Annotated in this window: 16 protein-coding genes; 12 read left to right on the forward strand and 4 right to left on the reverse strand. The window is 70.7% G+C overall.

Annotated elements, in window-relative coordinates:
* Positions 1-8 precede the first annotated feature (8 nt).
* From J5V16_RS25560 to J5V16_RS16205, 9 genes are all read left to right on the forward strand, one after another.
* Positions 9-1430, forward strand: a complete 1422-nt coding sequence (locus J5V16_RS25560) for a carbohydrate ABC transporter permease (RefSeq protein WP_208497478.1) — start codon at positions 9-11, stop codon at positions 1428-1430.
* Positions 1430-2275: a sugar ABC transporter permease gene (locus J5V16_RS16170; protein WP_208497479.1), complete on the forward strand. Its 846-nt coding sequence runs from the start codon at positions 1430-1432 to the stop codon at positions 2273-2275. Before J5V16_RS25560 ends, J5V16_RS16170 begins: the two co-directional genes overlap by 1 nt.
* 76 nt (positions 2276-2351) lie before the next feature.
* Positions 2352-3971, forward strand: a complete 1620-nt coding sequence (locus J5V16_RS16175; protein ID WP_208497480.1) for a glycoside hydrolase family 53 protein — start codon at positions 2352-2354, stop codon at positions 3969-3971.
* Between the two features lie 75 nt (positions 3972-4046).
* Positions 4047-5045: a LacI family DNA-binding transcriptional regulator gene (locus J5V16_RS16180; RefSeq protein WP_208497481.1), complete on the forward strand. Its 999-nt coding sequence runs from the start codon at positions 4047-4049 to the stop codon at positions 5043-5045.
* Positions 5046-5315: 270 nt separating this feature from the next.
* On the forward strand, positions 5316-6608 hold the full coding sequence (locus tag J5V16_RS16185; protein WP_208497482.1) for an RICIN domain-containing protein: 1293 nt from the start codon (positions 5316-5318) through the stop codon (positions 6606-6608).
* A gap of 73 nt (positions 6609-6681) precedes the next feature.
* Entirely contained in the window at positions 6682-8922 is a 2241-nt protein-coding gene (locus J5V16_RS16190; protein ID WP_208497483.1) for a rhamnogalacturonan lyase family protein, read from the forward strand.
* Between the two features lie 130 nt (positions 8923-9052).
* Positions 9053-10294 carry an RICIN domain-containing protein gene (locus J5V16_RS16195; RefSeq protein ID WP_208497484.1) on the forward strand — a complete coding sequence of 414 codons (1242 nt, stop codon included), beginning with the start codon at positions 9053-9055 and terminating at the stop codon, positions 10292-10294.
* A gap of 34 nt (positions 10295-10328) precedes the next feature.
* Positions 10329-11825 carry an RICIN domain-containing protein gene (locus J5V16_RS16200; RefSeq protein ID WP_208497485.1) on the forward strand — a complete coding sequence of 499 codons (1497 nt, stop codon included), beginning with the start codon at positions 10329-10331 and terminating at the stop codon, positions 11823-11825.
* Positions 11826-11836: 11 nt separating this feature from the next.
* Positions 11837-14200: a glycosyl hydrolase 53 family protein gene (locus tag J5V16_RS16205; protein WP_208497486.1), complete on the forward strand. Its 2364-nt coding sequence runs from the start codon at positions 11837-11839 to the stop codon at positions 14198-14200.
* A 44-nt stretch (positions 14201-14244) separates the two neighbouring features.
* On the opposite strand, the gene J5V16_RS16210 is transcribed toward J5V16_RS16205, so the two are convergent.
* Positions 14245-15261 (reverse strand): LacI family DNA-binding transcriptional regulator, encoded by a 1017-nt coding sequence (locus J5V16_RS16210; RefSeq protein ID WP_208497487.1) that lies wholly within the window; start codon positions 15259-15261, stop codon positions 14245-14247.
* Positions 15262-15525: 264 nt separating this feature from the next.
* Here J5V16_RS16210 and J5V16_RS16215 point away from each other — a divergent pair, with 264 nt between their 5' ends.
* Entirely contained in the window at positions 15526-16953 is a 1428-nt protein-coding gene (locus J5V16_RS16215) for an endo-1,4-beta-xylanase (RefSeq protein ID WP_208497488.1), read from the forward strand.
* A gap of 92 nt (positions 16954-17045) precedes the next feature.
* Here J5V16_RS16215 and J5V16_RS16220 read toward each other — a convergent pair whose 3' ends face one another.
* Positions 17046-19313, reverse strand: a complete 2268-nt coding sequence (locus tag J5V16_RS16220; RefSeq protein ID WP_307792990.1) for a heavy metal translocating P-type ATPase — start codon at positions 19311-19313, stop codon at positions 17046-17048.
* A 183-nt stretch (positions 19314-19496) separates the two neighbouring features.
* Between J5V16_RS16220 and J5V16_RS16225 the strand changes: the two genes are divergently transcribed.
* On the forward strand, positions 19497-20453 hold the full coding sequence (locus J5V16_RS16225; protein WP_208497489.1) for a helix-turn-helix transcriptional regulator: 957 nt from the start codon (positions 19497-19499) through the stop codon (positions 20451-20453).
* Positions 20454-20479: 26 nt separating this feature from the next.
* On the opposite strand, the gene J5V16_RS16230 is transcribed toward J5V16_RS16225, so the two are convergent.
* On the reverse strand, positions 20480-21025 hold the full coding sequence (locus J5V16_RS16230) for a VOC family protein (protein WP_208497490.1): 546 nt from the start codon (positions 21023-21025) through the stop codon (positions 20480-20482).
* An 83-nt stretch (positions 21026-21108) separates the two neighbouring features.
* A complete protein-coding gene (locus tag J5V16_RS16235; protein ID WP_408612471.1) occupies positions 21109-21828 on the reverse strand; it encodes a GTP pyrophosphokinase in 720 nt (239 codons plus the stop codon).
* Positions 21829-22269: 441 nt separating this feature from the next.
* Between J5V16_RS16235 and J5V16_RS16240 the strand changes: the two genes are divergently transcribed.
* Positions 22270-22791, forward strand: a complete 522-nt coding sequence (locus J5V16_RS16240; protein WP_208497492.1) for a hypothetical protein — start codon at positions 22270-22272, stop codon at positions 22789-22791.
* Positions 22792-22793: the final 2 nt, after the last annotated feature.

Here is a 22793-nt window from a genome sequence, read left to right on the forward strand (position 1 = left end):
CGGCCGCAGTGACCACCACGACGACCTCGGCAACCCCCGCCTCGACCCGGGACCGCGCACCGCGCGGCCCGGGCCGGGCGGGCCTCCCCGCTGCGGTGCCGGGCCTCGCCTCGGCGCTGGTGTGGGGGGCCGGGCAGCTCATCAACCGCCAGGCGGGCAAGGCCGCGTTCTTCTTCGCGGGCTTCGCCGGGACCATCGTCTGGGAGATCGCCAGCGGCAACTACTACGCCGGGATGGACTTCACGGCGCGCGCCAACGGCGGCTTCTTCATCCGCGGCCTGTGGGGCCTGGCCACGCTCGGCACCCAGCCGCGCGAGATGACCCTGACGGGCCTCACCGAGGGCGACAACTCGATCGTCCTCATGGCCAACGGCCTCATCGCACTCCTGACACTGGCGCTGCTCGCCGTCCTGTGGGGATGGAGCGTCCGGGACGCCGTCCGGTACCGGGCCGCCCTGAACGCGGGCGGCGCGGCCGAGACCTCGCGCGCCTACTTCAGGCGGCTGTGGGAGGGCTCGTTCGCGTACATCGTGCTCTCGCCGGGCATGGTCCTCCTGGTGTTCATGGCGGTCCTGCCGGTGCTCTTCGGCATCCTCGTCGCGTTCACGAACTACAACCGGGACAACCTCCCGCCCAAGAACCTCGTCGACTGGGTCGGGTTCGACAACTTCGCGACGATCTTCGCCGTCCCCTCCTGGACCGAGACGTTCGGCGGCATCCTGGGCTGGACCGTCGTGTGGGCCGTGCTCGCCACCGTCACCACGTACGCCGCGGGCATGCTCCAGGCCGTGCTGCTCGCCAGCCCGAAGGTGAAGTTCCCGCGGATGTGGCGCTCGGTGTTCCTGCTGCCGTGGGCCGTGCCGGCGATCGTCTCGGCCCTGGTGTTCCGCTCGATGTTCAACGGCCAGTTCGGACCCGTCAGCCAATGGCTGGTCGACCTCGGCATCACCGACGAGCGGGTCTACTGGTTCACCGACCCGTCCCACCCGAACCTCGCCCGCGCCGTGGCCCTCCTGGTCAACCTGTGGCTCGGCTTCCCGTTCTTCATGGCCCTCGTCGGCGGCGTCCTCGCGAACATCCCCGAGAGCTACTACGAGGCCGCCCGCATCGACGGCGCCGGACCGGTGCAGCAGTTCCGGCACATCACCCTGCCGATCGTGCAGCGGACGGTCATGCCGCTGCTCGTGCTGTCGTTCGTGCACAACTTCAACAACTTCGGCGTCATCTACTTCCTCACCGAAGGCGGTCCGGACAATGTGGACTACCGGTTCGCCGGGAGCACGGACCTGCTCGTCACGTGGCTGTTCAAGCTCACTCTCGACAACCGCCTCTACAACATCGGCGCGGTCATGAGCCTGGTCGTGTTCGTCATCGTCGGCGCCATCTCGGTGCTCAACCTCAACCGCACCAAAGCGATCCGGGAGCTGTGATGGCCTCAGCGAACCAGCGGGCGCGCGACCGCGTCACCACCGCACTGCTCCACCTCCAGCTCCTCGCCGTCGCGGTCGTCGTGGTCTTCCCGCTCCTGTGGGTCGTCGGCTCCTCGTTCGGGCCGGGCGGGGGACTGGCCAACGCCGGACCGATCCCCGCGGACGCGACGCTCGACAACTACGCCGAGCTGTTCACGCAGACCGACTACGGCCGCTGGTACCTCAACTCGCTCTACGTCGCCGTGCTCAACATGGCCGGCTCGGTGGCCCTCTCGGCGCTGTGCGGCTGGGTGTTCGCCCGCATCCGCTTCCGCGGCCGCAAGGCGAGCATGCTCGGCATCCTCATCCTGCAGATGTTCCCGAGCTTCCTCACCGCGATCGCCGTGTACATGCTGTTCCTCAACTTCGGGCTGCTCGACTCGCTCACGGGGCTCGCGCTGGTGAGCATCGCCGCCGCCCTGCCGTACAACACGTGGCTCATGAAGGGCTACACGGACAACCTGCCCGCGAGCCTCGATGAGGCCGCGGCGCTCGACGGCGCGGGGCGGCTGACGATCTTCCGCAAGATCGTGCTGCCGCTCATGCGCCCGATGCTCACCTTCGTGGCGATCACCAGCTTCACGGCGCCGTGGATGGACTTCATCCTGCCGCGGCTGCTGCTGCAGAGCAGCGACAAGCAGACGGTGGCGATCGGCCTGTTCCAGCTGATCACCGACCAGTACGCCAACGACTTCACCACGTTCGCCGCCGGTGCGGTGGTGCTCGCGGTGCCGATCACGATCCTCTACATCGTCCTGCAGCGACACCTCGTCACCGGCGCCATGGCCGGGGCGGAGAAGGGATGAGATCCACCGGCCCGCTTCGGGGCCTCGACCGCCCGGGCGTTCGGCGCCCGGCACCCCCATCGCAAAGGAGCGACACATGAGACGCATTGTCGCGGTGGCTCTCGCCGCCGCCTTGAGCTTCACCGCCTTCGCCACCGCCTCGCCCGCCCAGGCCGTGCGCGACGACTTCTACATGGGCGTGGACCCCGGGACCCTCATCGACGTGGAGCGGTCCGGGATCCGGTTCTCCGACAACGGGGTCCAGGACGACGCCCTGAGCATCATGGCCGACAACGGCGCCAACCTGGTGCGCCTGCGGCTGTGGAACAACCCGTACTCCTCCTCGGGCCAGGCCTACGGCGGCGGCACGAACGACCTCGCCAAGACGATCGCGATGGCGCAGCGCGCCAAGGCCCTCGGCATGGACGTGCTCCTCGACCTCCACTACTCGGACTTCTGGGCCGACCCGGGCAAGCAGATCAAGCCCAAGGCCTGGCAGAGCCTCTCGTACAGCCAGCTGACGACCGCGGTGCGCGACTACTCCCGCAGCGTCGTCTCGCAGATGGCCGCCGCGGGCGCCACCCCCGACATCGTGCAGGTCGGCAACGAGATCACCAACGGCATGCTCCTGCCGACCGGCAGCACCTCGAACTGGAGCCAGCTGGGCGGCCTCCTCAAGGCCGGGATCGCGGGCGTCCACGAGGGCGCGAGCGGCATCGAGATCGCGCTGCACCTCGACCGCGGCGGCAACAACGCCGCCTACCGCACCTGGTTCGACAACGCCCGCAACCAGGGCGTGCCGTACGACATCATCGCCATGTCCTACTACCCGTACTGGCACGGCACGATGAGCCAGTTGCGCACCAACATGAACGACGTCGCCGCCCGATACGGCAAGGACGTGCTCATCGTCGAGACCGCGTACGCCCACACGCTCACCGACTGCGACGGGCGCGGCAACATCTTCACCAGCTCCCACGCGCAGGAGTCGGGCTACCCGGCCACGGTCGCCGGGCAGACGCAGTTCCTGCGCGACCTGCGCAACGCCGTGCAGGCCGTGCCGAACGACCGCGGCCGCGGCCTCGTGTGGTGGGAGCCGGCGTGGCTGGGCACCACGAGCTGGGCGAACCAGGCGGGCATGGCGTACATCAACGACTTCGCGGGCGAGAGCAACGCCTGGGACAACCAGGGCCTGTTCAACTGCGGCGGCGCGGCGGTCTCGACCCTTGACGTCTTCGCCGAGACCACCGGCGGCGGCGACCCGGGCACCGGCCAGAACGTGCTCGCCAACGGCGGCTTCGAGACCGCCGGCAGCCCCGCGAGCGGCTGGAGCGTGTGGGGGCCGACCAGCGCCGACACCAGCGCGGTCTTCCGCGAATCGCGCGGCAGCATCTATCAGGGATCGAGCAAGCTCACGTTCTGGAAGTCCACCGCGTACACCGCCTCGGCCTACCAGTCGGTGACCGTGCCGAACGGAACCTACACGCTCACCGCCTGGGTCATGAACGGCGGCGGACAGAGCGCCGCGCGCATGTACGCCAAGCACCACGGCGGCACCGAACGCCAGGCCGGTCTCCCCGTGACCTCGACGTGGACGCAGGTGACCATCACCGGCATCCAGGTCACCAGCGGCCGGATCGAAGCGGGCTTCTACACGAGTGCCAACGGCGGCAACTGGATCAACGTCGACGACGTGCGCCTGGTCCGCACCGCGTGACGGACCGGCGGGGGCGGCCGCGCGCCGCCCCCGCCGATCACGGGGCATGGACCACCGAGCGGGAAGGACCGGGCATTGGCACGGAAACGGCCGACCATCAACGACGTCGCGGCGGCCTCGGGCGTCTCGACGGGGACCGTGTCGCGAGTCCTCAACGGGCACGCGAACGTCTCGCTGGCCGCCGAGCTGGCGGTGCGGCGGGCCGTGGACGAGACCGGGTACGTCGTCAACCGGGCGGCCCGCAGCCTCAAGACCAGCCGCACCGGCTCGGTCGTGATGGTGGTGTCCGAACCGCAGGAGCGGCTGTTCGAGGACCCGAACTTTCCGGTGCTGCTGCGGGCGGCCACGCGGCGGCTCGCCGAGCGCGACATGTCCTTGGTGCTCATGGTCGTCGACGACGAGGGGCGCGACCGGGTCGCCCGGTACCTGCGCGGCGGACACGCCGACGGGGTGCTCCTCATCTCTGCCCACGCGGGCGACCCGCTGCTGGAGTCCATCGAGCGCAGCGGGGTCCCGGCCGTGGCGTGCGGCGCGGTCCTCGGCAGCGAGCGCGTCGTCCCTTACGCGGCGGCCGACGACCGCGGCGGCGCCAAGCTGATCACCGAATACCTCGTTGGCCTGGGCCGCCGCAGGATCGGCATGGTCACCGGTCCGCTCGACACGCCCGGCGGGACCCTCCGGATGGAGGGCTTCACCGGCGTGCTCGGGCGCAAGGCGACCAAGCGCACGGTGGTGCACGGTGACTACACGCAGGCCGGCGGCGAGCGGGCGATGACCGAGCTCCTGGCGAACGTGCCGGCGCTCGACGCGGTCTTCGTCGCCTCCGACCTCATGGCGGCCGGGGCGCTCCAGGCGCTCCGGCGGGCGGGCCGCGCGGTGCCCGGCGACGTGGCGGTGGGCGGGTTCGACGACTCCGCGATCGCGGCGGCGACGAGCCCCATGCTCACCACCGTCCGCCAACCGCTCGACCGGGTCGCGGAGGAGGCCGTGCGCCTGCTCATCGCCCTGCTCGACGGCGAACCGGCCGAGTCGGTCGTGCTGCCCACCGAACTGGTGGTGCGCGGCTCGGCCTGACCCGCGCCGCCCCGGGGAAAACCGTTCGCAAGCGCTCGCCGGAACGCTTGACCAAGTATCGATTTATCCATATAATTCAATTCGTTGTAACCGCTTCCACGGAAGCTACGGCCCTTCGACACGAAGGGCCGACACGAACGGGGCCGACCCGGCAGCGGCCTCCTCGACCCTGTTTCCCACCCGGCGCCGCGAGCGCGCCCGCACCGCCACGGCCGTGCGCCAGCGCGCGGCCGCCGACTCCCGAACCTCACTCAAGGAGTACCCATGCCAATGCAGCGCAGGACCTTCCTCGGCCTCAGCGCCATGACCGCCGTCGGCGCGGGCGCCGCCCTTCTGGGCGCCGGCACCGCCTTCGCGGAACCCGCCCCCGCCAACCCCTTCGCCGTCGGCGTGCGCCGGTACAACTGGACCCGGGGCACCCGGGCCTGCACGACCTACGTCTACTACCCGGCCACCGGGACCGCGGGTGGCAACCCGGTGACGGACGCCCCGGTCGCCAACGGCGTCTTCCCGGTCTACAACTTCACCCACGGCTACCAGAGCAGCCCCCAGAACTCCCTGTTCATCATCCGGGCGCTGGCTTCGGCGGGGTTCATCGTGCCCGCCCCGCACTTCAACCACAACCCCAGCGACGTGGGCAACGGCGAGACGCCCAAGGACGTCTCGCAGATCATCACCAACACCCTCGCCCTCAACGGCAGCGGGCCGCTCGCCGGGCACATCCGCACCGACATCGGCGTGGGCGTCTCGGGCCACTCCCTGGGCGGCATGACGACCCACGGCCTGCTCACCCGCTGGGCCGACAGCCGTATCATCTCGGCGAACCCGCAGTCGTGCACCGACCAGGGCACCCCGTCGAGCTCGGTCAACGCCAAGGTCCTGTTCGTACACGGCGACCGGGACGACCTGACGGGGTACAGCTCGGCCCGGCAGGCGTACACGGAGATGAGCTGGCCCAAGGCCTTCCTGACGTTCGTCGGCGGCACCCACACGAGCTTCTGGAGCGACCAGCGCTTCCCGCGCACGGTCGTGGACTGGGCCCGCTGGACCATGTACGGCGACACCGCCGCCCGCGACCGCCTGCCCGCCGACGCGTCCGGGTCGAACATCCGATGGGAGTCCCAGCTCGGCGACACGCCCGGCCCCTCGGGCCACTACCGGCTGGTCGCCCAGCACAGCGGCAAGTACGCGGACATCGACGGGGTCTCCACCGCCGCGGGCGCGCGCCTGATCCAGTACGCCGCGACCGGCCGCACCAACCAGGACTTCGCGTTCACCGACGCGGGAGAAGGCTACGTCAGGATCAAGGCCCGCCACTCCGGGCTGGTCCTCCAGGCCGCGAGCAACAGCAGCGGGGCCGACATCACCCAGCAGCCCGAAGGCACCGCCACGAGCCAGCAGTGGCGCGTCACGGACCACGGCGACGGCACGGTCAGCCTCATCAACCGCTCTAGCGGCCTGGCCATGGACGTCTGGGAGAAGTCCACCGCCGACGGCGCGCGCATCTCGCAGTACACCCCGAATGGCGCCGCGAACCAGCGCTTCACCCGCCAGGCCGTCTGACCGGCGCATTGGAACGATCCAACCGCCCGCCGCGGCACCGCGGCGGGCGTCCCCCCGAAGACCTGGAGTGAACATGCACAACGCAACCTCTCGCAGGGCACGGCGCCTGCGAGCCCCGGCGGCGGCGGTGATTGGCCTCGTGGCCGCGGCCGCCACGATGATCACGCTGAACGCCGCCGACGCCGCCACCGTCCGCTATGAAGCCGAGAGCGCCCCGGCCGCCTGCGACGGCACCATCGACACGAACCACGCCGGGTACTCCGGCAGCGGCTTCTGCAACTCGAACAACGCGGTCGGCGCGGCGAACCAGTTCACGGTGAACGCCGCGAGCGCGGGCACCGCGACCCTGGCGATCCGGTACGCCCACGGCGGCACCGACACCCGCTCGGCCGACATCGTCGTCAACGGCACGACGGTCCAGGCGGCGAGCGCCTTCCCCGCCACCGGAGCGTGGACGACGTGGTCGACGAAGACCGTGACGATCCCGGTCAACGCCGGGTCGAACACGGTCCGCCTGGCCGCCTCCACCGCCTCCGGGTTGGCGAACATCGACTACATCGAACTCGAGGACGGCACCCCGCCGCAGCAAGGCGACGGCCGCTACGAGGTCGAGGCGCTGACGCGCGGCGTGACCGTGGTGCCCTCGGGCAGCGGCCGCCTCGTCTCGTGGCGCCTGCTCGGCACCGATCCATCCAATGTGGCCTTCAACGTCTACCGGGACGGCACGAAGCTCAACGGCTCACCGCTCACCGGCGCGTCGAACTACCTCGACACCGGCGGCTCCGCGACCTCCCAGTACACCGTCCGCGCGGTCGTGAACGGCACCGAAGGCGCCGCCTCAGGCGCCGAGGCCGTCTTCAACTCCAGCGGTTACCTCAACATCCCGATCCAGCGGCCCTCCGCCAGCGGCTTCACCTACGAGGCCAACGACGTCAGCGTCGGCGACCTCGACGGGGACGGCGACTACGAGTACATCGTCAAGTGGTACCCCTCGAATGCCAAGGACAACGCGCAGGCCGGGGTCACCGGCAACACCATCATCGACGCCTACCAGCTCAACGGCCAGCGCATGTGGCGCATCGACCTGGGCCGCAACATCCGCTCGGGCGCGCATTACACCCAGTTCCAGGTCTTCGACTACGACGGCGACGGCAAGGCCGAGGTCGCGATGAAGACCGCCGACGGCACCCGCGACGGGGTCGGCACGGTCATCGGCAACGCGAGCGCCGACTACCGCAACGGCGACGGCTACATCCTCTCCGGCCCGGAGTTCCTGACGGTCTTCAACGGCCAGACCGGCGCGGCGATGGACACCGTCAACTACAACCCGCCGCGCGGCAACGTCTCGAGCTGGGGCGACAACTACGGCAACCGCTCCGACCGGTTCCTCGCCGGGACCGCCTACCTAGACGGCGCGACCCCCTCGATGATCTTCGCCCGCGGCTACTACACCCGCTCGGTCATCTGGGCGGTCGACTGGAACGGTACCGACCTGACCACCCGCTGGACCTTCGACTCCAACACCGCCGGCTCCCAGTACGCGGGCCAGGGCGCGCACAGCCTCTCCATCGCCGACCTCAACGGCGACGGGAACCAGGACGTCGTCTACGGCGCCATGGCGGTCGGCTCGAACGGGCAGGCGCTGTGGAACACCCGGTTCGGACACGGGGACGCACTGCACGTCTCGGACTTCGTGCCGAGCCGCGCGGGCCAGGAGGTCTTCATGGTGCACGAGGCCGGCAACCAACCGTCCTCGCACCTGAATGGCTCCAACGGCCAGATCATGTTCCAGACCGGAGCGAGCGGCGACAACGGCCGCGGCGTGGCCGCGAACGTGCTCGCCTCCAACCCGGGCGCGGAGTACTGGTCGGCGAACGTCGGCGGCCTGCTCAACGCCTCGGGCCAGAACATCGGGTCGAAGCCCGGCTCGATGAACTTCCTGTCCTGGTGGGACGGCGACGGCGAGCGCGAACTGCTCGACGGCACCCAGATCACCAATTACCCGTCGGGCACGCTCCTGAGCGGTTCGGGCGTCACGTCGAACAACGGCACCAAGTCCACTCCGGCCATCTCCGCCGACCTGTTCGGCGACTGGCGCGAAGAGGTCGTGTGGAAGACCTCCGACAGTTCGGCGCTGCGGATCTACGCCACCCCGCACCAGACGAACCTGCGCATCGCCACCCTGATGCACGACCCGCAGTACCGGGTCGCGATCGCCTGGCAGAACACGGCCTACAACCAGCCGCCGCACCCGAGCTTCTACATCGGGAGCGACAAGACCGCCTACCCCTGGCCCGACGTCCACACCCCGTGAGACCCGCATGTCCCGGGCGCCCGTGCCGGAGGCGCCCGGGGCATGCGCCCACCCTGTGCCGCTCGCACGCGGCGAAACGACCCGGGCCGCGGTCCCGCCGCGGCCCGGCCCACCCTCACCTGGAGCATTCATGAGCACTTGCGACACCGCGGGCCCGTTCGGGGCCAAGTTCACCCGCCGCGCCTTGGCCGGCCTGGTCGCCGGAGCGGCGGCGGGCGGACTCGTCGCCGCCGGACCCGCGCACGCCGCGTTCGAGCCCGGCGCCTGGTACCTCCTCCAGAGCCGCCACTCCGGCCTCTTCCTCGACATCGAGGGCCGCTCGACCTCGAACGGCGCGATCCTGGTGCAGTGGAACCGCACCGAGGCGACCAACCAGCAGTTCCGCTTCGTCGACGCGGGCGGCGGCTACTTCAAGATCCAAGTGCGCCACTCGAATGCGGTCCTCGACCTGCGCGACTCGAGCCGGGCCGACGGCGCCGACGTCGTCCAGTGGACCGACGACGGCAGCACCGACCAGCACTGGCAGATCCTCGACGACGGCACCTACCTGCGATTCGTCAACCGCCACTCCGGCAAGGCCCTCGACGTGTGGGCCAAGTCCACCACCGCCGGGGATCGCATCTCCCAGTACACCTCGAACGGCGGCACGAACCAGCAGTTCAGGGCGGTGCCCGTCGGCGCCCCTCCCGGCGACGGCACGCCCACGATCTTCATCGCCTCCGACTCCACCGCCCAGACCTACAACTCCGGCTACTTCCCGCAGATGGGCTGGGGCCAGAAGCTCGCCGGGTACTTCGACGCGAACACCACGGTGGCGAACCACGCCATCGGCGGGCGCTCCTCGCGCTCGTTCATCAACGAGGGCCGCCTGACCACGATCCTCAACGCGATCCGCCCCGGCGACTACCTATTCGTCCAGTTCGGACACAACGACGCCACGGTCTCGCGGCCCGAGCGGTACACCTCGCCCGCGGACTACAAGATGTACCTGCGCGACCACTACATGGCCGGCGCGACCGCGCGCGGTGCCGTCCCGGTCCTGCTCACCCCCGTCTCGCGCCGCGACTACGACTCGAGCGGCAACTTCCGGGTCTCCTTCCCCGACTACGTGAACAAGGTCTACGAGCTCGCCGACGAGACCGGCGTGGCCATGATCGACCTCTCGGCCCGCTCACGCGCCTACCTCAACGGCATCGGTCCCGAAGCCGCCAAACGCGTCTTCCTCCACCTGGCCGCAGGCCAGTACCCGGCCTTCCCCAACGGCGTCGCCGACAACACCCACTTCCAGGAGTACGGCGCGAACCAGATGGCCCGCATCGTCTCCGAAGGCGCGAAGGCGCTCCCGCTTCCCGTCGCCGGGCACGTGAAGTAGCCCGCAGCCATTCCTTCTCGAGATCGGAGCGGTCATGCCGTCCTCCCCATGGCTCCGCAAGCCGGCCGCCGTCCTGGCGGCCGCGGCAGCGGTCCTCACCTTCCTGCTCTTCACCCCCGCGGCAGCGTCCGCCGCGCCCGACACCTCGGCCTGGTACGTGATCCAGTCGCGGTCCTCAGGTCTCGTGTTCGAGATCCAGGGCGCCTCCACCGCGACCGGCGCCGGCCTGGTCCAGAACACCCGCACCGACGCGCAGAGCCAGCAGTTCCGGTTCATCGACGCCGGCGGCGGCTATTACCGCATCCAGGCCCGCCACTCGGGCCAGGTGCTCGACGTCTGGGGCAAGAGCCTCGCCGACGGCGCGACCATCGCGCAGTACACCGACCAGAACGCGACCAACCAGCAGTGGCAGGTGCAGGAGAGCGGCGGCTACGCGACGTTCATCAGCCGCCTGTCAGGCAAGGCGCTCGACGTCTGGGAGCGCTCGACGACCCCCGGCACGCGCATCAGCCAGTACACCGCCAACGGCGGCACCAACCAGCAGTTCCAGCTCATCCCCGTCGGCGGCGGCGGCCCGGGCGGCGGCCTCGACGGCTGCACCGGCACCTCGCCGATCACCTGCCGGTACAACGTGGCACCGGGAACGTACGACGTCACCGTGGTCCTCGGCGGCGCGCAAGCCGGATCCACAGTGGTCACCGCTGAGGCCCGCCGCACCATGCTCGGCACCACGGCCACCGCCGCCGGACAGCAGGTGACCAAGACCTTCACCGTCAACGTGCGCAACCCCGAAGGCCAGCCCACCGGCGCCACCGGCAGCCAGGGCCTCGACCTGTACTTCGGCGGCTCCGCGCCGCGCGTCAGCAGCGTCACGGTCACCCCCGCAAGGCAACCGCAGCTGTTCCTCGCCGGCGACTCCACCGTCTGCGACCAGTCCACCCGCCCCTACACCGGCTGGGGCCAGCAGCTCCCGCAGTACTTCAACCAGGGCCTCTCGGTCGCCAACTACGCCGACTCGGGCGACAGCTCCGGCTCCTTCCTCTCCGACTCGCGGCTCTTCCCGACCATGCGCCCGCTCATCCGCCCGGGCGACGTCGTGCTCATCCAGTTCGGGCACAACGACAAGCAGACCAGCGCCACCACCTTCCGCGCGAACCTCACCCGCCTCATCGACGGTGTCGAAGCCCAAGGCGGCGTCCCGGTCCTCGTCACGCCCATCGTCCGCCGCTCGTTCAACAGTGACGGCACCCTCAACAACGGCACCGCCCTGCACGTCAACGGCGTCGGCGCCGACCTGCCCCGCGAGATGCGCACCCTCGCCCAGCAGCAGGGCGTGAAGCTCATCGACCTCACCGCGCTCACCAAGCAGATGGTCGAACAGCTCGGCCCGGAACGCTCCAAGGCCCTGTTCCTCACCAACGAGGCGAGCGACAACACCCACACCTCCGAGTACGGCGCGGACCAGTTCGCGCAGCTCGTCCGCAATGAGATGCGCCGCCAGGGCATCGTGCCCGCCGGCCTGTTCCGCTGAGAGGAGACGCCTTGCACAGCAGACGATCACGATCCACCGCAGGCGCCTGCGCCGCGCTCGCGCTGGCCGGAGCGCTCGTGGGCGCGCTCGGACCGGCCGACGCGGCCTCGGCCCTCTACGGCACCGCCGAGATCCAGCCGATCGAGAGCAACCTGGCCGTGAAGCCGTGGGTCGAGGCGACCGCGAGCAGCGGTGCGACGACCGCCCCGCTCGCGGTCGACGGCGACCCCGGGACCGCCTGGACGCCGACCGAATCCCCCGAGGGCCAATGGCTCCAGCTGGACCTCGGCGGCGCCTACGACAACCTCCGCAAGGTCCACGTGGTCTTCGCTGATCCAGGAGCCGTCCACCAGTACCGGGTGGAGGCCTCCGCGGACGGCGAGACGTGGGCGACCGTCGCCGACCGGACTGGCGCCCGAGCACCGGGCGCGGGCGGGGTCGACCTGTTCACCCGGCCAGGGACCAGGTTCGTGCGGGTCGCCGTCACGGGCGCCTCACCTGGCGCGGCGGTCGGCGTCAGCGAGTTCGAGGTCTACAACTACCTCCGCGACGACGTCGTCCTCGGCGCCGACCTGTCCTGGATGGACGACCAGCGGGGCCGCGAGTACTGGGTCCACCCGCAGGCCGAGGACCGCGGGGCGGGGCCCTTCTTGCTCGACGTCATGCAGGACAGGGGCATGGAGTACACGCGGCTGCGGGTGTTCAACGAGCCGCGCAACGAGTCCACCGGCAACCCGAACGCTATCCCGTACCAGGGCCCCGAGCGCACGCTCACCTCCGCGAGGTGGGTCGCCGAACGCGGGCTCGGCCTCGGCATCGACTTCCATTACGCCGACTCGTGGGCCGACCCCGGCAAGCAGCCCAAACCCCGCGCCTGGGCCGAGCTGGAGTTCGAGGAGCTGACCGACGCGGTCTACGACTACACCCACGACTACGTCTCGCAGCTGGTCGCCCAGGGCACCGTCCCGGACAAGGTCGCGGTCGGCAACGAGATCGCCAACGGCTTCATGTGGGGCAGTGAGGCGGTCGGCGCTCCGTCCACAGAGGCCGTTCACGCGGGCGCGAACCCGCCGTACTTCAGGAATCAGGCCGCGGTCTACCAGTCGCAGCCCGGCGGCGGGATCCTGTGGCAGTACCGGTTCTCGCAGGACCCCGCCGAACACCAGCGCTACCTGGACTCCTGGGACCGGTTCACCACCCTGCTCGCCGCCGGGATCGCGGCCGTGCGCGACGCCTCACCGGAGTCCCAAGTGGAACTGCACTCCGTGGTCGGGCGCATCAGCGGCATGGGCAAGGCGGGGGAGTACTGGCGGCAGTTGACGACCCGCCTCAACGCCAAGGGCCAGGACTTCGACGTGCTCGCCCTCTCGTACTACCCGGAGCACCACGGCAGCCTGGAGCAGATGGAGGCGAACCTCCACACGCTCGCAACGACATACCCGCAGTACGAGCTCGAGATCGCCGAGACCTCCTACCCCGCCGCCGGCGGCGGCACCATGCCGAACTCGACGTTCCCGCGCACCGTCCAGGGCCAGGCCGACGCCGTGCAGGCCGTCTTCCAGATGGTCAACGACATCGTGGACAATCGCGGGGCCGGGGCCCTCACCTGGGAGCCGGCGGGCTTCCAGGCGATGTTCCGGGCGGTGCCGGGCATGGCGAACACGTACGAGCCGAACGCCTCGATCGACGTCTACAACCGCAGCCGCGCCACCAACGTCATCGAGGACACCGTCTACCGCAGCGCCCTGACCGGCAGCGCACCCGAGCTGCCGGGCACGGTCGAGGTCCTCACGGTCGCCGACGGCTCCCGAGCGGCCGTCCCGGTCGACTGGGGCGACCTCCCCGCGACTGACGCGGCGGGCCGGGTCACGGTCACCGGAACGACCGAGTACGGCGAGGTCACCGCGATCGTGGACATTGTGGACGCTTACGCCTCACCGGCATGCGACGCGGTCGTGACCGGCACGCGGTCCGGCCCGCTGTCGATCGCGTCCGGCACCACCTGCCTGGCCGACGGCGCCGCAGTCCACGGCCCGGTGACCGTCGCCCAAGGCGCCAGTCTGGTCGCCGACGGCGCGCGGATCCGAGGACCGGTGACCGCCACTGGCGCGGCGGTCGTGTTCCTCTGCGGCGCCGACATATCCGGACCCGTGACGCTGGACGGCGGCACCTCGGTGACCCTCGGCGATCCCGCCCTGGACTGCGCGTCCAACGAGATCCGCGGCCCCGTCTCGGTCACGGGCACGGCTGGCTGGAACGTCATCGCGGGCAACGACATCAGCGGCCCGCTGTCGTGCAGCGGCAACGAGCCGGCGCCGGCCGGCTCGGGCAACGAGGTGCGGGGGCCGAAGAGCGGCCAGTGCGCCGGACTGTGAACCGAGAGGCCCGGCGCACCGCCGGGCCTTTCGGCCGCAAGCGTTCAGGCGGTCGACTCCCGCTGCACGACCTCGAACGGCGCGGTGAACTCGCGGGGCGGGATCAGCGGGTCGTCGATGCGGGAGAGGATCAGGTCGACGGCCTTGGCGGCCTTCCACCGGTGGTCGGGGCGGACCGTCGACAGCGACGGGATGAAGACCTCCGACTCGGGCAGGTCGTCGAAACCGATGACGCGGACGTCGCCGGGGACGCTCACCCCGCGGTCGTGCAGGCCCCGGATCACGCCCATGGCCACCATGTCGTTGAGCGCCACCACGCCGTCCACGCCGAGGCCTGAGTCCGCGATCCGGTGGCCGGTGGCGCGGGCGCCCTCGCGCGAGAGCGCGTCGACCACGAAGCGCAGCCGCGGGTCGGGCCGGATCCCGCGCTCCTCCAGCGCCGTCCGGTAGCCGTTGTAGCGGCGCGTGAACATCGTGAGCCGGTCGAGGTTCCCGCCGGTGACGACGGCGATCCGCTTGCATCCCTGGTCGATCAGGTGAGCGGTCGCGGCGGCGGTGCCGGCCTCGTTCGCGACGGTGACGTGGTCGAACCGTCCCGCGGGGTCCTGCTCGCCGAGGACGACGAGCGGCGGGCTCTGGTCGGTCAGCGGGAGTCCGGGCGCGTCGGCTTCGGCGTTGGCGAGGGAGAGGATGAGGCCGTCGAGCTGGAGCCGGCGCGACTGGGCGACGGCCGCGGCCTCGCCCACGGCGACGGCCCCCGTCTGCTCGACCGCGACGTGGTAGCCGTGCCGCTGCGCCTCCTCGATCACCAGCGCGGCGAACATGCCGAAGTAGGCGTTGCCGACCTGCGGCACGGCGAGCCCGATGACGCCGCTGCGGCCGGACCTGAGGCTCCGTGCCGCCGCGTTGATCTGGTACCCGGACTCGCGGATGGCGGCGAGGACCCGTTCGCGGGCTTCGGGGCTGACCCTGACGCGGTCGTTGATGACGTTGGAGACGGTCATCGTCGAGACGCCGGCGAGCTCCGCCACGTCGTTCATGGTGATCCTGCCGCGCTTCACCACGCCTCCACAACTCGCTCGCGCATCGGCCGCTCCCAGGGAGCGCCAGGGGTCCGCCGCGGCGGGGCCGCCGCGGACCCCGAGTGTATCGGCCCGCGCCTGAGCTGCCGCCGAGCGGACGAGCCGCCCGGCTTGAACAGGTGCTGCGGGCCGGCCGGTCCTCTTTGCCCGGTCCCTCTTGACCTCACATCGAAACATATCTATAGTTCGAAGACGTAAGTTTCGGTACGTTCTCCGAAAGTTTCGATCACCCAGGGATTGAACATGATCAACACCTCACCGAGGCGTCGGCATCGCGTCTGGTCGGCGCTCGCCGCAGTCGCGACCGTCGGCCTCACCGCCACGACCGCGCTCGTGCTCTCATCAGGGACCGCCCAGGCCGCGAGCACGCTCGGGGCCTCCGCCGCCGAGAGCGGCCGCTACTTCGGGGCCGCCGTCGCCGGCAACCGCCTCAGCGAAGCGGGCTACGCCAACACCCTCGCGGCCGAGTTCAACTCGGTCGTGGCCGAGAACGCCATGAAGTGGGACGCGACCGAGCCGAACCCGGGCCAGTTCAACTTCTCGGGCGGCGACCAGATCGTCAACTGGGCGCAGGCCCGCAACATGAAAGTCCGCGGCCACACCCTGGTCTGGCACGCCCAGCAGCCCGGGTGGGTGCAGAACCTGACCGGGCAGAACCTGCGCAACGCGATGCTCAACCACATCGCCGGCGTCGCGAACCACTACGAGGGCAAGGTCTTCGCCTGGGACGTGGTCAACGAGGCGTTTGAGTGGGACGGCTCGCGCCGCCAGTCGAACCTGCAGACCCAGCTCGGCAACGGCTGGATCGAGGAGGCCTTCCGCGCCGCCGACGCCGCCGACCCGAACGCCCGCCTCTGCTACAACGACTACGGCACCGACGCCATCAACTCCAAGAGCACCGCGATCTACAACATGGTGCGCGACTTCAAGGCCCGCGGTGTCCCGATCGACTGCGTCGGCTTCCAGTCCCACCTCGCCTCCAACGAGAACCTGAGCAGCTACCAGGCCAACCTCCAGCGCTTCGCCGACCTCGGCGTGGCCGTGGAGATCACCGAGCTCGACGTCGGCCAGGGCTCCGGCCAGGCGGCGACATACGAGACCGTCACCAGGGCCTGCATGGCCGTGTCCCGCTGCACCGGCATCACCGTCTGGGGCGTGACCGACAAGTACTCGTGGCGCGACGACAACCCGCTGCTCTTCGACGGCAACTACCAGAAGAAGCCGGCCTACCACTCGGTGCTCGCGGCGCTGAACAACGGCAACCCCGGCGGCGGCGGCGACTCGGGCCAGCTCCGCGGGGCCGGGTCCAACCGCTGCCTCGACGTGCCGAACCAGTCCACGACCAACGGCACCCAGCTGCAGATCTACGACTGCTGGACCGGCGCGAACCAGCAGTGGACCTACGCCAACGGCGAGATCTCGGTCTACTCCGGTACCACCCGCAAGTGCCTTGACGCCTCGGGCGGCGGCACCGCCAACGGCACGGCCGCGATCATCTGGAGCTGCCACGGCGGCGCCAACCAGCGCTGGAACGTGAATTCCAACGGCTCCATCACCAACGCCGCCTCAGGCCTCTGCCTCGACGTGGCCGGCGCTTCGACCGCCAACGGCGCCAAGGTCCAACTCTGGTCCTGCACCGGCGCCGCCAACCAGCGGTGGTCCTTCGTCTAGCTCTCCCATCCCAGGGGAAAACGACCGGGCGGCCCACACGGGCCTCCCGGTCGCTCCTTTCTCGTTGCCGCCTGACGGGATCGGCTGGAGCTTCAGGACTCCGGCGTGAGGTCGACCCTGCGGAGCAGCTGGGCGTTGAGCGCGACCACGATGGTGGAGGCCGACATGAGGATCGCGCCGACCGCCGGGCTGAGGGTGATGCCGACGCCGGCGAGGACGCCGGCGGCGAGCGGGATCGCCACGATGTTGTAGCCCGCGGCCCAGCCCAGGTTCTCGACCATCTTGCGGTAGCCGGCCTTCGAGAGGCGGCGGACGCCGCCGACGCCGCGCGGGTCGGAGGAGGCCAGGACCACGCCGGCGGACTCGATCGCGACGTCGGTGCCCGCGCCGATCGCGATGCCCACGTCGGCCCGCGCGAGCGCGGGGGCGTCGTTGACGCCGTCGCCGACCATCGCCACTCGCAGGCCGCGGGACTGCAGGTCGGCCACGGCCCGGTCCTTGTCCTCGGGCAGGACCTCGGCGAAGACCTCGTCGTCGGCGGTGAACCCGAGGTCGGCGGCGACCGCGTCGGCCACCGCCCGCGCGTCGCCGGTGATCATCGCGATCTTCTGCACCCCGAGGGAACGCAGGTCGGCGACGGCCTGCTTGGCCTCCGGGCGGACCTCGTCCTCGAGCGCGATCGCGCCGAGCACCTTGGCCCCGTCCTCGAGGCCGATCAGGTAGAGCACCGTGGCGCCCCGGCCCGACCAGGTCTCGACGTCCCCGCTCAGGTCGTCGGGAGCTTCGATCCCGAGTTCGCGCAGCAGCGCGGGGCCGCCGACCGCGTAGCGGCGGCCGTCGACGGTCGCCTCGACGCCTTTGCCGGTGCGCGAACGGAAGTCCGTGGCGTGCGCGCCTTCACCGTGCTCGTGCCCGTGGTGGGCCACGATTGCGCGGGCCAGCGGGTGCTCGGAGTCGGACTCCACCGCCGCGGCCAGGTGCAGCACCTCGTCGGTGTCGCGGCCGCCCGCCCCGGCGATGCCGGCGACAGTGTGCTCGCCCTTGGTGAGCGTCCCGGTCTTGTCGAAGAGCACGGCGTCCACAGTGCGCATGCGCTCGATCGCGAGCCGGTCCTTCACGAGGATGCCGGCCTTCGCCGAGACTGCCGTGGTGATCGAGATGACCAGCGGGATCGCGAGGCCGAGCGCGTGCGGGCAGGCGATGACGAGGACCGTCACCGTGCGGACCACGCCCGAGGTCGCGTCGCCCAGGAGCGACCAGACCGTGAACGTGACGACGCCCGCGGCCATGGCGACGTAGAAGAGCAGCGCGGCGAACTTGTCGGCGAGGACCTGCCCGCGGCCGCGCGACTCCTGCGCCTGCGAGACGAGGCGCTGGATGCCCGCGAGCGCGGTGTCGTCGCCGACCGCGTTGACGCGCACGCGGATCGCCGAGTCGGTGGCGACGGTCCCTGCCACGACCCGGTCGCCCTCGTCCCTCGGCACGGGCCGGGACTCGCCGGTGATCATGGACTCGTCCATCTCGGCCTCCCCGGCGGCGATCTCGCCGTCGGCCGGCACGCGCGAGCCTGAGCGGACCAGCACCACGTCGCCGACGCCCAGCTCGTGCACCGGCACCGTCGAGGTGCTCCCGTCCTCGCCCACCCGCTCGGCCTCGTCGGGCAGCAGCGCCGCGAGCGCGGCGAGCGCCCCGCGGGCCTGCCCGATGGCCTTCATCTCCTGCCAGTGACCGAGCAGCATGATGGTGACGAGTGCGCCGAGCTCCCACCAGAACTCGAGGTCGAACAGGCCGAGACTCGTTGCGAGCGAAGCGATGTAAGCGACCGTGATGGCGGTGGCGATGAGCAGCATCATGCCGGGCGCGCGGTCGCGGATCTCGCGGACGCCGCCGACGAGGAACGGCCGGCCGCCGTAGAGGAACACGGCCGTGCCGAGGACGGGGCCGACGAGCTCGATGGCGGGGAAGTCCAGTGTGTACCCGAACCAGTCCATCACCATGTGGCTGGTGACGACCAGCGGCACGGTCATGGCCAGGCTGAGCCAGAACTTGCGGCGGAAGGCTTCCGGGTCGTGCCCGGCGTGCTTGTCATGGCCGGTGTGTTCGCCATGGCCTGAGTCGGCTGTGTGGGTGGTGTGCTCGCCGTGAGCGTCATGGCCTCCGTCGGCGCTGTGGGTGGTGTGGGCGCCGTGCTCGGCCTCGGCGTGATGCCGGCCGTGGTCGGCTGGGGCCGAGTGCTCCCCGTGGCCGTGGTGCTCGTGGTGCCCTCCCGCGGCCGGACCGGCATCGGGCTCGGTGTGGTCGGCGTGGTGCGTGCGCTGGTGGTGCCCCGTGTCGTCGCCGTGGGCATGGTGACCGCTCACTGGAGGCTCCTTCCTCTGGTTGCCGAACGCCTCGACCATATACCCCCTAGGGGTATATGACAAGCCAATGCGACCACTAATCCACCCGAGGTATTCCCGCGCCCCGGCCTGAGAAACAGGGGTGCCCCCGACCGGCGTCCGACCAGGACGGGATCTGTCACCGTCATGGCGGATGATCGGCCCATGTCCGACACCACCGCCCGCGCGCTCAGTCTGCTCAACCTGCTGCAATCGCACCGGCACTGGTCCGCGCCGGAGCTGGCCCGGCGGCTCGGCGTCACCGTCCGGACCGTGCGGCGGGACGTCGGACGCCTCCGCGACCTCGGCTACCGCATCGACTCCGCGCCGGGCGCGTTCGGCGGCTACCGCCTCGAAGCGGGCGCCTCGCTGCCGCCGCTGCTGCTCTCCGACGAAGAGGCGGTCGCCATCGCGATCGGGCTCCGCCTCGTCGCGGCGGGCCGCCTCGCCCGCGGCGCCGAGTTCGCCCTGTCGGTCCTCGCGAAGCTCGAGCAGGTGCTGCCCGCCCGGCTCCGGCGGCGCGTGCGCGCCTTCGGCCCCGAACCCGGGACCGCGGGCCGGGACGGGGCCGCGACCGACGTGCTCGTGGACCTGGCCCTGGCGTGCCGCGACCGCGAACGCGTGCGGCTGCGGTACCGCCCCGGCGGCGGCGAGGAGCAGGAGCGGCGGGTCGAACCGCACACGCTCGTCCCGGCCGGCGGCGACTGGTACCTCGTCTGCTGGGACCTCGACCGCGCCGACTGGCGCACCTTCCGCGCCGACCGCCTCGCCGCCGTCGAGCATCTGCGGGTCGGCAGCACCCCTCGCGTGCTGTCGCCCCGGCAGGTGGACGAGTTCGTCACCGTCGCAAGGACATGGAGCCCTGGGGTGCCCGACGCGGCGGCGATCGTCGACATGCCGCTCGCGGACTTCCAAGCGGCCCTGGGCGAGTGGGCGAAGGGCGCGACGGCGGAGGGACCAGAGCGGACGCGCTGGCCGGTGGGCGGGGCGAGCGCGCGGGACATCGCGTACGGCCTCTCGTGGCTCCCGGCGGGCACGCCCTACCGGGTCGAGCTCCCCGAGGCGGACCGGGCCGAGCTGCGCGCGCTGCTCGCGCGGACGGCCGACGCGCTGGACCGGTGACCGCGGCCACCGGCCCAGCGCGGCCCTCAGCCGGCGGCTCGGGTGTCGCGGATCGCGCTCATCGCCTCGTCGAGAGAGGAGTGGAGGTACTCCAGCTCAGGCGTGGCGAACGCGCTCCAATCGGCGCTCTCCTCGGTCTCGGACCACCCTTCGGCGTCCCCGGACCAGTCCTGCGCCGCGCCAGGGTCGTGCCGGTAGACCCACCACAGGTTCGACGCCGGGTCCTGGAAGCGGGCGAGGGTGTCGCCGAAGAAGTCGGTGGGCCGCGTGACGATGCGTCCGCCGAGCTTCTCGGCCCGGGCGAGGACCGCTTCGACGTCGTCGACGTACACGCGGATCAGCGAAGGCGTGAACGGCCAGGCGGGCTTGCGGTCGGCGACCGTCACGGTCGAATCGCCGATCCGCAGTTCGGCGTGCAGGATCAGCCCGTCGGTGTCGAGCGTGCGGGCCTCGGGCACGTCTTCGGCGTCGAAGACGGCGACCAGGAACTCGATCAGGTCCCCGGCGGCGTCGGCGACGATGAACGGGTTCACGGTGTTCGAACCGGCCGGGACGGCGGGTGCAGTGGCCATGGCGTTTTCCTCTCATCGGAGATTGACTCCGCCATGGTCACCGGCGATGAGGACCGATCCTGTCCGCATCGCCGAACCGATTTTTACGGCCGCGGCGCGCCGGGGGCGTTGAGGGTCCAGAGCCGCTGCAGGAGGTCGTCGCCGATCTCGGGGACCGCCGGCGGCTCGGAGTCGCGGGTGCCCGCGGGGCCGTGGACCTCGGCGTGCAACTGCTCCATGCGCTGGTCGAGGTGCGCGGCGGCGTCGGCGGCCGCGGAGAGCTCGGCGGCCAGGTGCTCGGGGACCTCGCCGTCGTACTTGTAGAAGATCTTGTGCTCCAGGCTCGCCCAGAAATCCATGGCGATGGTGCGGATCTGCACGTCGACGATCACCGGCACCGGGCCGGTGGAGAGGAAGATCGGCACTTCGATGATCGCGTGGAGGCTCTTGTAGCCGTTGGGCTTCGGCTCGGCGATGTAGTCCTTGATCTCGACCACGCGCACGTCGTGCTGCGAGGTGAGCGCGTCGAGGATCCGGTAGGTGTCGGCCTTGAAAGCGCAGGTGATGCGGATGCCGGCGATGTCGGTGATGTTCGCGCGGATCGACTCCAGCCGCGGCGAGAGGTTCCGGCGCGCGACCTTCTCGAGGATGCTCTCGGGGGACTTGACGCGGGAGGTGACGTGCTCGATCGGGTTGTAGCGGTGCAGGTGCCGGAACTCCTCGCGCAGGATCGTCACCTTCGTGAGCACTTCGTCGACCGCGAACTGGTACTCCATCATGAAGCGCGCGAAGTCCTCACGGATCTGTCGCGCGAAGTCGAGCATCCCCCGGTCGGCCCGCGCCCTGTCGGAGCCGGCCTCCGGCGCCCCCTCGCCGCGATCCTCACGCCGCCGCTCGGCGATGCCCTCTGCCACGGCCCGTCCCTCTCCGACCGTCAGGGGACGGTCACTGCTCGCTCAACTGGATGGATCACCGTAGCAAGTGCGGAACCCTCATAAACCAAACGGCCGCACCGGTGAGATCCGTGCCGTGTCGTTGCCGCGCCTCCACCGCCGCGAGTCTGCATCGCGCCCCGTGCTCGGCGAGACGGGCGTGCCGCAAGTGGCGCTCAATGATTCAAGTGTCATGGTTTGCGTTGGGCTGCAGGGATCTCGGACCCAATTCGGCGGTTCATCCGGATATATTGGAGCGGATCCCGAAGTCGCGCTCACCTGCCGCAGCGTCGATGGTCAGCCCCCGGAACAACACCATTCGCAGGAGTGCTCATGGGTGATAGGGAATCCACGCACGGTGGTCAAGCCGACCCCGAGTGCCCGCAGGTGCGGGACGTCGTCCGCGCGGTCGTCGCCCAGACCGCGCCCGGAGAACTGCAGTACGTCGAGGACCTAGAGGAGTTCGAAGACGCGGAAATCCTGGACGAGCTCGAGAACCCGTCCCGGGGCGAACCACTCGGATTCGGCGCCGGCGATTTCGCTGCAGTGGCGACCACCGTCCTGTGGCTCGTGCTCGGCAAGTTCGCGGAACGACTGGCCGACGGGGGAGTGACCGCGACCTCCAAGGGGTTGAAGGCGCTGTTCCGCAAGCGCCGCAAGAGGTCCGAAAAGGTGACCGTTCCCGCTCTGACCCGACCGCAACTCGAGGAACTGCGGACGACGCTGCTGGTCGAATGCCGACAGCGGGGCTTCGCGGACGATCAGGCCGAATCGCTCACCAACGCCGTCGTGGTCCGCATGGTGCTCCGGCCCGAAGCGCCTGAACTCGGCTCGACCCACCGCGAGCAGGGGTAGCC

Source organism: Glycomyces niveus (genome assembly GCF_017592475.1).
Classification (GTDB): Bacteria; Actinomycetota; Actinomycetes; order Mycobacteriales; family Micromonosporaceae; genus Glycomyces; species Glycomyces niveus.

Bases quoted from the DNA above. Each gene is read 5' to 3' on its own strand.
- J5V16_RS16170 (WP_208497479.1), top strand. From the start codon at position 1,430: ATGGCCTCAGCGAACCAGCGGGCGCGCGACCGCGTCACCACCGCACTG.
- J5V16_RS16175 (WP_208497480.1), top strand. From the start codon at position 2,352: ATGAGACGCATTGTCGCGGTGGCTCTCGCCGCCGCCTTGAGCTTCACC.
- J5V16_RS16185 (WP_208497482.1), top strand. From the start codon at position 5,316: ATGCAGCGCAGGACCTTCCTCGGCCTCAGCGCCATGACCGCCGTCGGC.
- J5V16_RS16190 (WP_208497483.1), top strand. From the start codon at position 6,682: ATGCACAACGCAACCTCTCGCAGGGCACGGCGCCTGCGAGCCCCGGCG.
- J5V16_RS16195 (WP_208497484.1), top strand. From the start codon at position 9,053: ATGAGCACTTGCGACACCGCGGGCCCGTTCGGGGCCAAGTTCACCCGC.
- J5V16_RS16200 (WP_208497485.1), top strand. From the start codon at position 10,329: ATGCCGTCCTCCCCATGGCTCCGCAAGCCGGCCGCCGTCCTGGCGGCC.
- J5V16_RS16215 (WP_208497488.1), top strand. From the start codon at position 15,526: ATGATCAACACCTCACCGAGGCGTCGGCATCGCGTCTGGTCGGCGCTC.
- J5V16_RS16225 (WP_208497489.1), top strand. From the start codon at position 19,497: ATGTCCGACACCACCGCCCGCGCGCTCAGTCTGCTCAACCTGCTGCAA.
- J5V16_RS16230 (WP_208497490.1), bottom strand. From the start codon at position 21,025: ATGGCCACTGCACCCGCCGTCCCGGCCGGTTCGAACACCGTGAACCCG.
- J5V16_RS16235 (WP_408612471.1), bottom strand. From the start codon at position 21,828: ATGCTCGACTTCGCGCGACAGATCCGTGAGGACTTCGCGCGCTTCATG.
- J5V16_RS16240 (WP_208497492.1), top strand. From the start codon at position 22,270: ATGGGTGATAGGGAATCCACGCACGGTGGTCAAGCCGACCCCGAGTGC.